Annotated in this window: 11 protein-coding genes; all 11 read left to right on the top strand. The window is 41.4% G+C overall.

Translation table 11 applies throughout. The features are described from left to right. The first annotated feature begins 201 nt into the window (after nucleotides 1–201). The 11 genes from A5878_RS09655 to A5878_RS09600 all read left to right on the top strand — a co-directional run bounded on the left by A5878_RS09655 (nucleotide 202) and on the right by A5878_RS09600 (nucleotide 13,182). A complete protein-coding gene (locus A5878_RS09655; protein ID WP_008381425.1) occupies nucleotides 202–474 on the top strand; it encodes a UPF0223 family protein in 273 nt (90 codons plus the stop codon). Nucleotides 475–482: 8 nt separating this feature from the next. Continuing rightward, complete coding sequence (locus A5878_RS09650) at nucleotides 483–1,250, top strand: inositol monophosphatase family protein (RefSeq protein ID WP_074535235.1); 768 nt, start codon at nucleotides 483–485, stop codon at nucleotides 1,248–1,250. Between the two features lie 129 nt (nucleotides 1,251–1,379). Then, on the top strand, nucleotides 1,380–3,209 hold the full coding sequence (gene typA, locus A5878_RS09640; RefSeq protein ID WP_005236363.1) for a translational GTPase TypA: 1,830 nt from the start codon (nucleotides 1,380–1,382) through the stop codon (nucleotides 3,207–3,209). Nucleotides 3,210–3,453: 244 nt separating this feature from the next. Then, nucleotides 3,454–4,821 carry a 23S rRNA (uracil(1939)-C(5))-methyltransferase RlmD gene (gene rlmD / locus A5878_RS09635; RefSeq protein ID WP_074535237.1) on the top strand — a complete coding sequence of 456 codons (1,368 nt, stop codon included), beginning with the start codon at nucleotides 3,454–3,456 and terminating at the stop codon, nucleotides 4,819–4,821. Between the two features lie 426 nt (nucleotides 4,822–5,247). After that, nucleotides 5,248–6,909 (top strand): phosphoenolpyruvate carboxykinase (ATP), encoded by a 1,662-nt coding sequence (locus A5878_RS09630; protein WP_074535238.1) that lies wholly within the window; start codon nucleotides 5,248–5,250, stop codon nucleotides 6,907–6,909. A 73-nt stretch (nucleotides 6,910–6,982) separates the two neighbouring features. Continuing rightward, on the top strand, nucleotides 6,983–7,411 hold the full coding sequence (locus A5878_RS09625; RefSeq protein ID WP_010749608.1) for a VOC family protein: 429 nt from the start codon (nucleotides 6,983–6,985) through the stop codon (nucleotides 7,409–7,411). Between the two features lie 335 nt (nucleotides 7,412–7,746). Further along, entirely contained in the window at nucleotides 7,747–8,577 is an 831-nt protein-coding gene (locus tag A5878_RS09620; protein ID WP_074535239.1) for a prenyltransferase, read from the top strand. 107 nt (nucleotides 8,578–8,684) lie between these two features. After that, the gene (locus A5878_RS09615; RefSeq protein ID WP_086295491.1) at nucleotides 8,685–9,377 is read left to right on the top strand and encodes a response regulator transcription factor; all 693 of its coding nucleotides are present in this window, start codon (nucleotides 8,685–8,687) and stop codon (nucleotides 9,375–9,377) included. Continuing rightward, nucleotides 9,370–10,353, top strand: a complete 984-nt coding sequence (locus A5878_RS09610) for a sensor histidine kinase (RefSeq protein ID WP_086295489.1) — start codon at nucleotides 9,370–9,372, stop codon at nucleotides 10,351–10,353. The genes A5878_RS09615 and A5878_RS09610 overlap by 8 nt, the downstream gene beginning before the upstream one ends. A gap of 93 nt (nucleotides 10,354–10,446) precedes the next feature. Continuing rightward, entirely contained in the window at nucleotides 10,447–11,205 is a 759-nt protein-coding gene (locus A5878_RS09605) for an ABC transporter ATP-binding protein (protein ID WP_010749611.1), read from the top strand. Nucleotides 11,206–11,208: 3 nt separating this feature from the next. Next, on the top strand, nucleotides 11,209–13,182 hold the full coding sequence (locus A5878_RS09600) for an ABC transporter permease (RefSeq protein ID WP_074535241.1): 1,974 nt from the start codon (nucleotides 11,209–11,211) through the stop codon (nucleotides 13,180–13,182). The last annotated feature ends 111 nt before the right edge of the window (nucleotides 13,183–13,293 follow it).

The raw sequence follows: 13,293 nt of genomic DNA, 5'->3' as shown, positions 1-13,293 counted from the left end.
TCATCTTTTACTAAGCAATCTCGTTGGAAGAAAAAAGGAATTTCCTTCTTATTTGAGATTCACGGATTTCAGCTTTTAAAAATCTCAATAGTTTGTATACAAGAGGTACATTCATTGCTAGGATGTACCTTTTTTGCAGCGGAGGCTCTGACCTATTTTCAATTTTGTGGTACACTGAATAAGATGAATAGGAGTGGTAATATGCGGGATTATCAATATCCTCTTGACTTAGATTGGTCGACAGATGAAATGGTCGTCGTCATGAAGATGTGGGAACGATTAGAACAAGCCTATGAAAAAGGCCTTCCTAGTAGTACGTTTCTTGAGGCGTATCAAGCCTTTAAGAAAGTCGTTCCTAGCATTGGCGAGGAACGACGTTTAGGCAGAGAATTTGAAGAACTATCAGGCTATTCGCTGTACCATGCTGTGCAGGCAGCGAAAAAGACTGAGGGAAAACTAAAAATGAAAGGGTAGATCAACGAATGCATGAAATCGTTAATGAAGTTCGCCAGTGGATGATCGCTGCAGGTGAAACGATCAAAGACAATTTAAATAAAGAAGACTTAGTGGTCGAGACAAAATCAGGACGGAAAGACTTAGTGACAGAATTGGATAAAGCCACGCAAGATTTTCTGATTGGTAAGATCCAATCCTATGATCCGGATGCCAAAATTTTAGGTGAAGAAAACGGACTGGACACACTTGCCGACATGAGTGGGCGGGTCTTCATCATTGATCCGATCGATGGAACGATGAATTTCGTGTTAGAAAAAGAAAACTTTTGTATCATGATCGCGATTTACGAAGAGAGCAAAGGGCGCTTTGGCTTTGTCTATAATGTTATGAAAGATGAATTCTTATGGGGTGGTCCAGAGATTGGTGTCTATAACAATGGCGAGAAGATCGAACCGCCGAAAGATATTGCCTTATCCGAAGGTCTCGTTGGCTTGAATTCGCCCATGTTGATCCATAACCGCCACCACGAAACCGAGGTCAGTGACAAAGCATTAGGCATTCGTATGACTGGCTGTGCTGGGGTAGAGCTGATCGCCCTCGCTAAAGGACAAAGAGCAGGCTATCTTTCTCATCTTGCGCCATGGGATTATGCGCCAGGGGGCGTTTTGTTAGAAACCCTTGGATTAAAGATGGCAAACATTAAAGGAGAGCCGCTTTCCTTGAATGGACGGGAATTGTTCGTAGGCGGTACACCGAAAGCTTTTGAAGAATTATTGGCGATCGTTAATCAATAAGAAAAAACCAGATATTTTATTAATATCTGGTTTTTTCTGCAAAAATGAAAACTTTGCACTATATTTCAGAAAGAAATTCTGGTATAATGGCTTGTCGAGTGCAATGTCACCAAAAAAGGAGTTTATAAATTGAATATTAGAAATGATATCCGCAACGTCGCTATTATTGCCCACGTTGACCACGGAAAAACTACATTAGTTGATGAATTATTGAAACAATCCCAAACGTTAGATAGCCATACCCAATTACAAGAACGGGCGATGGATTCAAATGCGATCGAAAAAGAACGTGGCATCACGATCTTAGCGAAAAATACAGCGGTTGAATACAACGGTACAAAAATCAATATCATGGATACCCCAGGACACGCGGACTTCGGTGGTGAAGTAGAGCGGATCATGAAAATGGTCGATGGTGTTGTTTTGGTTGTTGATGCTTATGAAGGAACGATGCCTCAAACACGTTTCGTATTGAAAAAAGCGTTGGAACAACACTTAGTGCCAATCGTAGTTGTCAACAAAATCGACAAACCATCTGCTCGTCCTGAGCATGTCGTCGATGAAGTCTTAGAACTATTTATCGAATTAGGTGCCGACGATGACCAATTGGACTTTCCAGTGATCTACGCTTCTGCGATCAACGGAACTTCAAGTGAATCAGATGATCCTGCTGATCAACAAAAAACGATGGCACCATTGTTTGATACGATCATCGAACATATTCCAGCGCCAATCGACAACAGCGATGAACCATTGCAATTCCAGGTATCATTGCTTGATTACAATGACTACGTTGGACGTATCGGTATTGGCCGTGTCTTCCGCGGATCAATCAAAGTCGGCGACCAAGTTGCATTGATGAAATTAAACGGAGAAGTTAAAAAGTTCCGTGTGACGAAACTTTTCGGTTTCTTCGGTTTGAAACGTTTAGAAATCCAAGAAGCCAAAGCCGGTGATTTGATTGCCGTTTCTGGGATGGAAGATATCTTCGTTGGTGAAACTGTTACACCAATCGATCATCAAGATTCATTACCTGTTTTACACATTGATGAACCAACTTTGCAAATGACCTTTATCGTGAACAATTCACCATTTGCGGGTCGCGAAGGAAAATTCGTAACCGCTCGTAAAATTGAAGAACGCTTAATGGCGCAATTGCAAACAGACGTTTCATTGCGTGTGGATCCAATCGGACCTGATTCATGGATCGTTTCTGGACGTGGCGAACTTCATTTGTCAATTTTGATCGAAAATATGCGTCGTGAAGGCTTTGAATTGCAAGTTTCTCGTCCAGAAGTTATCGAACGCGAAATCGATGGCGTGAAATGTGAACCATTTGAACGAGTGCAAATCGATACCCCAGAAGAATACATGGGATCAGTAATCGAATCATTGGGAATGCGTAAAGCAGAAATGCAAGATATGATCAATACAGGGAATGGACAAGTACGGATCATTTTCTTGGCACCAGCTCGTGGCTTGATCGGTTACACGACAGAATTCCTATCAATGACTCGCGGCTACGGCATCATGCACCACACTTTCGATCAATATTTGCCAATGATCCAAGGACAAATTGGTGGCCGTCATCAAGGTGCACTTGTATCGATCGATACAGGAAAAGCAACAACATACTCGATCATGAGTATTGAAGAACGTGGAACGGTCTTCGTTGAACCAGGTACCGAAGTGTACGAAGGAATGATCATTGGTGAAAACTCTCGTGACAAAGACTTAACGGTCAATATCACGAAAGCAAAACAAATGACCAACGTCCGTTCAGCAAACAAAGACCAAACCTCAGTTATCAAGAAACCTCGTATTCTTTCTTTGGAAGAATCACTGGAATTCTTGAATGATGATGAATACTGTGAAGTAACACCAGAAAGCATTCGTTTAAGAAAACAAATCTTGAACAAGAGCGAACGGGAAAAATCACAGAAAAAGAAAAATAACTGATAACTAAAACAGTGATCAAAAGTTTTAAACACTTCTGATCTGTTCGATTTTCCGAAGGATGGAAAAGGGATTGCTCCTGTGTTGCAGCGGCTCTTCGCCGCAGGACCCAGAAAAAGCAATCAGCCGATTTCCCTCCTTCGGTTCTTTTTTGCTCGAAGTCAAATTGAACCGTTAGAATAAGCACCGCTTGCAATTTCGGCCATTCCTTTTTAAAATGAAGAAAGCAAGCACAAAGGAGAAATCTATGAAAAATTATCCTGTTAAAAAGAATCAGGAACTTGAAGTTGATATTTTGGATCTTTCCCATGAAGGAAATGGGATCGCCAAAGTCGATGGGTACTTATTATTTATTGAAAACACCCTGCCAAATGAACGTGCCTTAGTCAAAGTGTTGAAAGTCGGAAACAAATTTGGTTTTGCCAAAGTGATGAAATTGTTGCAAGCAAGTCCTGATCGGCAAGAATTGCCGAATGAAGCATTGCTGCGCACCGGTATCGCTCCATTGAGTCATTTGAGCTATGACAAACAATTAGCCTTCAAACAGCAGCAAGTAGAGAATGTTTTGGCTAAAATCGCCAAACTGCCTGAAATCAAGGTCAATGCACCAATCGGAATGGAAAAACCATTTGGTTACCGCAACAAAGCGCAAATCCCTGTGCAAAAGATTCATGGGAAATTAACGACTGGATTTTACCGCAAAAACAGTCATACTCTGGTACCGATCGAAGACTTTTATATTCAAGATCCAAACATCGATCAAGCAATCATCAAAGTCAGAGATATCTTGCAGCGCTTCAATGTCAAAGCCTACAATGAAGAAGCCCATGAAGGGTTCTTACGCCACATTGTCGTTCGTCGTGGGCATCACTCAGGTGAAATGATGGTCGTATTAGTGACACGTAAACCGAAATTCTTCAAGGGAGAAGAGATCGCGGAAGTGATCCACGAAGAGATTCCAGAAGTTGTTTCTGTCATTCAAAACATCAATGAAGAAAAAACCAATGTGATCATGGGCGAGTTCGAGCGTGTTTTGTATGGCAAGTCATCAATCGATGATCAATTATTAGGCAAAACCTTCCAAATCTCAGCGAAATCTTTCTACCAAGTCAACACAGCGCAAACAGAAGTCTTGTACCAAACCGCCTTCGAGATGGCACAACTGTCTGAAAATGATGTCGTTGTGGATGCTTATGCAGGAATCGGAACGATCGGGATTAGTTTGGCTGATCGCGTGAAAGAAGTGTTAGGGATGGAAGTCATTCCTGAAGCAGTGAACGATGCCAAAGCCAATGCCAAAAGAAATGGTGTCGAAAACGTGCATTACTTTATCGGTAAAGCCGAAAAAATCATGCCGCAATGGCTACGCGAAGGCATTCAACCGACAGTCGTCTTCGTTGATCCACCTCGCAAAGGTTTAGATGCTAGCTTTATCGAAACGACTGCTGCGGTTAAACCAGAGCGCATCGTCTACATTTCCTGCAATCCAGCAACCTTGGCTCGTGACCTCGCGTTATTTGCGGAAGAAGGGTATGTGACAAAAGAAGTCCAACCTGTTGATTTGTTCCCACAAACGACCCATGTGGAGTGTGTCGTGTTGTTAGAACGTCGTTAAGAAAAAACGAGCTTCTTTTCAGCAATTTTGACCGTGAATTCTTATTATGGTAATTGTCATAAAATCTTACGATACCAAAGTTGCTAGAGAAAGCGAGTCAATTGATAAATAAGCAACTATAACCCATCTGTTTATCTAATTACGTCGATTGTGACGTTTGGAATGGATGAAATATAAAACCAGAAACTGGAACAGAAAGACACTCTTTTTTGTTCCAGTTTTTTTTGTTCTTTCTCACTATTGATGAGCGGGGACAAAATCAATGCAAAAAGCAGTGAAGCTACAAATATGCAGACAGCCAAATCCTTTAACAAAATGGTTTGTCGGCAATTTATAGTTAATGTGTATAAAAATATGGCGTGTAGTGATTAGAAAGTATTATAATAAACGTAGTGAATAGAAAATTTTTGTTAGGAGGGATTGCACATGGCAACGATTCGTGCATTTTCACACAAAGAGATTACACCGCAAAATACGCATTTGTCTAGTTTTAAAGTGTTGATAGAGTCAGCTTTTTATGGGAACAATGTCACTTGGATTGATGATCTAGCCACTGCCTATCACTTAGCAAAAGAATCTTCTGGGGCTATTCTTACGGATATGCCGGTATCACACACCAAGGAGTTAGGACTACCAGAGGATGCAAAAGTCATCGTGTTTAATGACGGAAAAGTTGTTGGACGAACAGCGTCAGCTCGACGCATCATCGGACATCCTGGAATCCAGCGAGAATTATATGAAGACATTTTGCGAGATGCCTTATATCATGGAACCCGCAAGCAATTTTATGGTGGTGAAGTTGTTGTAGGATTAGACGAAGCGTTTATGGTCAAAGCTCACCTGTTGATACCAGAGCACTATGAAACCAATTTTTACTCTTATTTGTTGAATTTTCAATTGATGACGAAATCATGGGAGGAAAGATACCAACGTTCCAAAGAATATCCAGAGACGGACATTTTTTTGTACGCTGATCCAGACTGGTCTCATCCTGATTTTCCTTACGGGCTGTCTCTTTTTGATCCTGAACACAATGTTGCGGCAGTCTTAGGTTTAAACTATTTTGGTGAATTGAAAAAAGCGACATTAACTTTGGCTTGGGCTACCGCGCATCGCCATGGCTTTGTGGCGTGTCATGGGGGAATGAAGCAGTATCAGTTACCGAATCGAACATTTACGATGGCTGCTTTTGGTCTTTCAGGATCAGGAAAATCGACTATCACATTGGCAGAACATGATGGCAAATATGAGATCAAGGTTCTGCATGACGATGCATTTGTGATTAATCAAACAAATGGTGCCTCCACTGCACTGGAGCCTTCTTATTTTGATAAAACGCAAGACTATCCACTAACCAACCCAAATGTCCGCTACTTTATCACCTGTCAAAATGTTGGGGTTACTTTAGACGAGAAAGGAAAAAAGGTCCTCGTGACCCAAGATATTCGTAATGGGAATGGTCGAACCGTCAAATCACGATATGTCACACCTAATCGGGTGGACCATTTAGATTCGCCGATCGATGCCGTATTTTGGATCATGAAAGATAACACGCTGCCTCCGGTAGTAAAAATTGACGATCCGATTTTAGCCGCTGTTTTTGGTTTGACCTTAGCTACGAAGCGCACGACAGCTGAACATATTGTCGAGACCACGGATATAGATAAACTGGTCATCGAACCTTATGCCAATCCATTTAGAGTCTATCCTTTAGGGGAAGATTTTGCCCATTTCATGCACTTGTTTAAAGAAAACCAAACGGCTTGTTATATTCTAAATACAGGCTTTTACAAAGGCAAGAAAGTCACGCCTGAAGTCACACTAACATCGATTGAAAAAATTGTGGAAGGCGAGGCTGAATTTAAAAATTTCGGTGGGATCACCGAAATGAGTTTCCTGCCAGTAACAGGCTTTAAAGTCGATTTTCAAGATGCCTCCTATGTTGCTCATTTAAGAGAGCGGATGCAAGGACGGCTGGACTTTATTTTGGCTCAAGAGACAGAAAATGATGGCTATAATAAGTTGCCTAAAGAAGTAGCAACGGCAATGGAAAAGGTGATTTCTACATTAAGTGAGCTTCCTAGCTAATTTAGTTGAATCAAACTTCCGCAAGCGGCTTTTTTCCTGAAACACTTATTTTGTTAGCCAGAAAGGAGCGAATATGAACATTCAGTTTCACCATATCCAAATCACAGTCAATGATGTAAAAAAAGCAGAAGGCTTTTATGATCAATTATTTGCACTATTAGGTTTTGACCTTCAGAAGAAATATTCTGGGTACTTAGAACATGCTGATATGGAAGTAGTAGAATATATAGGCGATTCATTTGATTTCGGCATTTGTTCCCCACGAAAAGAATGGAAGAACGAGAAAATCGATTCAAGAAAACCTGGCTCTGTTCAACACATAGCATTTAAGGCGGAAAGCCGCGAAGTAGTAGATGCGATCTTTCCCAAAATAAAAGCTTTAGGGGTAAAGATCCTTCACGATCGACCAATGGAGTACAAAGAGCGCATCGCTCCTAACTACTATGCCTTATTCTTTGAAAGCCCAGAAGGCATTCGTTTTGAACTATTTCATTATGCCTGATTCCTTTTACTAAAAGAGCGTGGCATGAACTTGTTGCGTGAACGTGTTCCTATTCAGGTGATCTTTCATTGTGGGGTTCGTATAACCATGTGATATCAGAGACAAACTTTTTTAAAACCTGTCATCAGGAAAACTAGAACATTCTTTTTAAAAGTACGTCCGTCTGGAAAAAACTATTTGATTTCTAAAATTCATTTGGACAATTCACAAATAAAAACCTAACTCGTGTGTTAAAAAACGTTCGAATTTTTATCATTCTAGAAGCGAGTGCACCGTGGGTCAATGAGGATTATTGGGTTGATGGCACGACACTTAAGAGAGGGAGGAAGATCAATATGGATCAGAGGGTTCAGCAAGACATCGAAGCAATCATTTCCCATCAATATGATCATGGCGCCGATTTATGGTCGACGCCAGACCATAAATTACTAAAAGGAGCACCCTTTACGACCTTAGAAAGTCCTCTTTATTTACTTGAACTTGGTATGTCTCCTGAGGAGAACTTATTAAAAGAGACAGCCGCATTGATCTTTCAAGGATGGAGAGAAGATGGCAGATTTAAAATTTCTCCGTCAGGGGGGATCTATCCATGTCATACGGCGTTGGCTTTGCGAACGCTGTGTGCTCTTGGTTACACAAGGGACCAGCGGCTGCAACAGACCGTTCACTATTTTCTTGCTACTCAGGAAGCAGATGGCGGCTGGAAGTGTAATAAGTATAGTTTTGGTCGCGGCCCGGAGACCCACTTTTCCACGCCAATGACGACGTTAACGGTCCTTGATGCTTTTCGCTATATTCATGATCGTGAAAAAATGGAAACTCTTAAGCAAGCAAGCGAATTTTTGCTTGCTCATTGGGAGATCCGTCAGCCAATCAGTCCCTGTCATTATGGGATGGGTACATTATTTATGCAGACAGAATACCCCTTTAGAGGATACAATCTTTTTTATTATCTGTATGTCTTGTCTTTTTATCCTTCTGCCAGAAAAGACGCACGATTTTTGGAGGCTTTGCAGCAGTTTGAATCGAAAGTTCAAAATGGCAATGTCATCGTAGAACGGGTCGTACCCAAACTGGGGAAACTGAATTTTTGCCAAAAAGGGCATATCAGTCCCTTTGCCACACAGCGTTACCAAGAAATTCTTGCTCGATTGGCAGAGGATTGAGGAAAAACAGCCCTTTGAAAGGTTCCCCCCATCTAGACGATTCTTTTTCTTTTCTGGTACACTGTCTGTAAAGAAGCAAGTGATTAATCAACAGAGAGGAGAAAGACATGCAAAAAATATATCTTGTTGAAGATGATGCAACGATCGTCTCTGTTCTAGCAGAATATTTACAGCAATGGGGGTACGAATGTGTTTCCGCGAAGAATTTTGCTAGCATCTTGCAAGAGTTTCATGAGATCAAACCGGATCTCGTTCTTTTAGATATTTCGCTGCCTTATTACAACGGGTATAATTGGTGCCAAGAAATTCGCAAGAAGTCAGAAGTGCCGATCATTTTCCTTTCGTCGATGGATCAACAGATGAATCAGATCATGGCGATGAACATGGGAGCAGATGATTATTTAACAAAACCCTTTGATTTAGCCTTCGTTTTGGCAAAAATCCAAGCATTGCTGCGGCGGAGCTATCAGTATAGCCACCAACAAGCGCTGACCTTTGAGATAGGGCAAGTAACCTTTTATCCCACAGAAAATGTATTAAAAAAACAGGGGGAACAGTTGCCACTGTCTCCAAATGAAGCTCGGATTCTTTCCTTGCTTTTGCAGCATCGAGGGAAGATCGTAGCCAAAGAGACCATCATTGAAATGCTCTGGAATAGTGAAGAATTCATCGATAATAACACATTAGCGGTCAATATGACCCGCTTGCGAAAAAAATTAAGCCAGATCGAACTATCCGATTTGATCCAGACAGTAAAGAATAAAGGGTATTTGATAGAAAAGGAACACGCCTATGACTAACGTGAAAGAATATTTCGTCCTTTATGGAAAGTTTTATCTCGTTTACCTGCTGTTTAGTGCGGGCCTATTTGGGCTATTCTTTCTCCACAGCCTTTCATTGGAGCCCTTCATTGACTATGTGGTCTTTTCAGGGGTGATCTTAGGGGGACTTTCCCTTTTTCATTATTTTCGTTACGCACAAAAAAGAAAGCAGCTGCAGCATTTATTAAGAAAACAACGTATGACGGAAGCGGCGTTGGCGTTCTTGCCTGCCACTCGAAATCGTTTAGAAGACGAATACCAAGCCCTTCTTAAACAATTGGCAAGAGAAAAAACCACTTCTGATTACAAGGCAGCGTTAAAAAATGAAGAAATTTATGAAGATTTCGGCTTGTGGCTTCATCAAATCAAAACGCCTCTAGCTGCGCTGGATCTTTTGGTCCAAAGCGATTCGTTGTCACCGACGGAGGTCAAAGCGGAATTATTTAAGGTGAATGATTACTTGCAAATGATGTTGAATTATTTACGACAAAATTTAGCGAATGAAGATTTTGTCTTTGAGTCGATTGCTTTAGCGCCCCTCGTTCGTCAAACGATCAAAAAGTATGCCTTGTTTTTCTCGAAAAAGAATCTGCAACTGGACATGGCGGTGGATTTGACGGTGACATCCGATCGAAAGTGGCTCGTTTTTATTTTTGAACAGGTTCTTTTCAATAGCTTGAAGTATACCGAAACTGGTGGCATCAACGTTTTCACTAAAGACAATGCCTTAGTGATTCAAGATAGCGGCATTGGTATTCGTAAGGAAGACTTGCCAAGGGTGTTTGAGAAAGGATATACGGGAAAAAATGGTCGCTTTCAGCAACGAGCGAGCGGGCTAGGCTTATATATGAGTCAACAAGCGGCTGAAAAAATCGGCTGCCGTTTAGCGATTGATTCTGAAGTGGGACAGGGAACCATCGTCACGCTTCATTTTCCCACCACAAATAACCGATAGCCGCAAACTTTCAACACTGTAAGTTTGCGGTTTTTATTGTAAGTCGCTTTTTTCTGCCAGTCAGCTTATTCTAAAAAGGAAGGAGGGAACAAGATGACACTTTTAAACATTCAACAAGTAAAAAAAATCTATCAAAGCCAGCTGAACGGACAACCCGTTGAAGCGTTGAAAAATATTACCTTTATGGTAGAAGAAGGGGAATATGTCGCTATCATGGGGGAATCAGGTTCGGGAAAGAGTACGTTGCTGAACTTGATGGCGACGTTAGACCAACCAACAGCGGGTGAAATGCAGCTGAATGGCATCGATCTGACCACGATCAAAGAAAAAGACGCAGCGAGTTTTCGACGGGATCACTTAGGCTTTGTTTTTCAAGACTTTAATTTATTAGACACCTTTTCGGTAAAAGACAATATTTTATTGCCATTAGTTTTATCAAAAGTTTCCGTCAAACAAATGGAAAAGCAGCTTCAACCTATCGTACAAACTTTAGGGATCGCCGATTTATTGCAGCACTATCCGTATGAATTGTCTGGCGGACAAAAACAACGAGTTGCTGTCGCACGAGCAATCATCACAAAACCGGAACTGCTATTAGCAGATGAGCCAACCGGAGCGCTGGATTCGAAAACCTCTGATCAACTGCTGACATTATTTCAACAGATCAATCAAAATGGACAGACGATCGTGATGGTCACTCACAGTTCGATCGCAGCCAGTCGCGCACAACGCGTCTTGTTTATCAAAGACGGGTATGTGTTTCACCAGCTGTATCGAGGGGATCGCAGCAATACCGCTTTTCTAGAAGCAATAGCCGAAACAATGACTGCTGTCTTTGCAAAGGAGGAGTAACCAATGTTCTTTCAAAAAATCGCCTTCTCCAATTTGCGTAAAAATGCCAAAGCTTACACACCCTTTTTATTATCCATGAGTTTCTTGGTGGCTGTTTTGATGATGACGCAAATCATCGTGAACAATCCAGGAATGAAGGAACTTCCTAGTAGTCAAAGCGCCATCTTCATGTTTCGTTTAGGAAATATCATCCTCATGATTTTTGCGGCGATCTTTTCCTTTTACACCAATAACTTTTTGATCAAGCAGCGAAAAAAAGAATTTGGTCTCTACAATGTTTTAGGACTAGGAAAACGTGAGATAGTCTTCGTGGTCTTTTGGGAACTCTTTTACAGTTTTCTCATTAGCCTTGCCGCCGGATTGATCAGTGGCTTATTGTTTGCACGATTAGGATTTTTGATACTGAAGAAAATCTTAGCCGTAGGCGAGTTCTTTGTCTTCAAACTGTCATTTGAGAGTATTGGCTTGGTGATCCTGTATTTTATGTTCGTCTTTGGTTGTTTATTTTTATTTGACATACTGCAAGTCCGCAAAACCAATCCACTTCAACTACTGCAGGGAAGCAAGCGTAATGAAAAAGAACCACGAGCAAAAGGTATTTTGGCACTATTAGGTGTCCTTTGTTTAGTGGCAGGCTATACGATCTCTGTGACGATCAAATCTCCTATCAGTGCATTAGGCCTGTTCTTTGTCGCCGTCGTCCTCGTAATCTTGGCTACCTATTTGTTGTTTATTGCGGGCAGTATCAAAGCATTGCAGTTTTTAAGAAAACGAACGACCTATTATTATCAAACGACCCATTTTATCAATGTCTCTACCATGTTGTATCGGATGAAGCAAAATGCGGCTGGTTTAGCAAGTATTTGTATTTTATCAACGATGGTGTTAGTGACCGTTGCTACGACCGCCAGTCTTTATTTTGGACAAAAGAATGTGATCGAAACCCGTTTTCCTTACGATGTTCAAATTGAGTCAGCGGCTGATTCCCAGCAAATCAACACAGCAATTAATGGACTTGAGGAGAAGCTATCGATCAAAGAGCGCCAGCAAGTCACTACAACAAGACCGTTGCTTTTTACCTTTGAGGAACCAAATTTTGTTCCCTCAACCAATTTTGAAGAAAATAGCGGTAGTTTAGATAAAGCCGTGTATCTTATTTTTCTTACCAGTTCTGAATACCATGAAATCACTGGGAAAACAGGACCCGCTGACGACGAACTATTCGTTTTTCCCGCCACCTGGACGCATCAAGCGTTACCAGAAAAGACGACGATCGATGATCGTCAATTTCGCTTGCGGGAATTGAAAGAACTGCCAACATTCACGAAAACAGAAAACCCCGTTCAGCATCTTGTTCTCGTGGTGGATGATCAGTGGCTTGCCGAAAAGCTAAGCGCTTGGTATCAAAACGAAGAGTTTCAACTTTACCAGCAACCAGTGACAACAACAGTCTTTAATTTTCAAACAGAAGAAGCAAGCGATCGCGAAGCCATCGCAAAACAGATTCGCAGCGAACTTCTGGCAGCAGATGCTCAGGCGAGCGTTGAATCAAAAGATCTTTTTGAAGTTGAGACAAAAACCTTTACCGGCGGCTTCTTCTTCTTAGGCTTGATTTTTGGTGTGATCTTTATTTTAGCTGCTGCATTGATCATTTATTATAAACAAGTTTCCGAAGGGATGGAGGACAAAGAACGTTTCGAGATCTTGCAAAAAGTTGGGTTAAGCCATAAGGAAGTCAAGCAAGTGATCCAGCAGCAAGTTTTGATGATCTTCTCATTTCCTTTGGTGGCAGCGATCATCCATTTGGCGTTTGCTTTACCAATGATTCGAAAATTACTGATTCTTTTTGGTCTGACGGATCGTAACTTATTGATTACGGTAACGATTATTTCTGTCCTGTTGTTTACAATGATTTATCTGCTGGTGTATTTCATCACCGCAAGAGTCTACTATCGATTGGTGGAGCGCAAACAGTAGAGGATGGACAAATGCTATTTAGTCAGACGATAGCTAGATGGATTAGCCGTCACCGCCAAGAGCTACAAAAAAATAAAATGTAAGAACACCTCATCCATGAAGCGACGCTCA

The sequence above is a fragment of the Enterococcus sp. 3G6_DIV0642 genome (assembly GCF_002140635.1).
Lineage (GTDB): Bacteria > Bacillota > Bacilli > Lactobacillales > Enterococcaceae > Enterococcus_D > Enterococcus_D casseliflavus.
This window is presented reverse-complemented; position numbering and strand designations above follow the sequence as displayed.

What these genes read in the sequence shown, in the direction of transcription:
- A5878_RS09655 (WP_008381425.1), top strand. Translation starts at nt 202, where the DNA reads ATGCGGGATTATCAATATCCTCTTGACTTAGATTGGTCGACAGATGAA.
- A5878_RS09650 (WP_074535235.1), top strand. Translation starts at nt 483, where the DNA reads ATGCATGAAATCGTTAATGAAGTTCGCCAGTGGATGATCGCTGCAGGT.
- rlmD (WP_074535237.1), top strand. Translation starts at nt 3,454, where the DNA reads ATGAAAAATTATCCTGTTAAAAAGAATCAGGAACTTGAAGTTGATATT.
- A5878_RS09630 (WP_074535238.1), top strand. Translation starts at nt 5,248, where the DNA reads ATGGCAACGATTCGTGCATTTTCACACAAAGAGATTACACCGCAAAAT.
- A5878_RS09625 (WP_010749608.1), top strand. Translation starts at nt 6,983, where the DNA reads ATGAACATTCAGTTTCACCATATCCAAATCACAGTCAATGATGTAAAA.
- A5878_RS09620 (WP_074535239.1), top strand. Translation starts at nt 7,747, where the DNA reads ATGGATCAGAGGGTTCAGCAAGACATCGAAGCAATCATTTCCCATCAA.
- A5878_RS09615 (WP_086295491.1), top strand. Translation starts at nt 8,685, where the DNA reads ATGCAAAAAATATATCTTGTTGAAGATGATGCAACGATCGTCTCTGTT.
- A5878_RS09610 (WP_086295489.1), top strand. Translation starts at nt 9,370, where the DNA reads ATGACTAACGTGAAAGAATATTTCGTCCTTTATGGAAAGTTTTATCTC.
- A5878_RS09605 (WP_010749611.1), top strand. Translation starts at nt 10,447, where the DNA reads ATGACACTTTTAAACATTCAACAAGTAAAAAAAATCTATCAAAGCCAG.
- A5878_RS09600 (WP_074535241.1), top strand. Translation starts at nt 11,209, where the DNA reads ATGTTCTTTCAAAAAATCGCCTTCTCCAATTTGCGTAAAAATGCCAAA.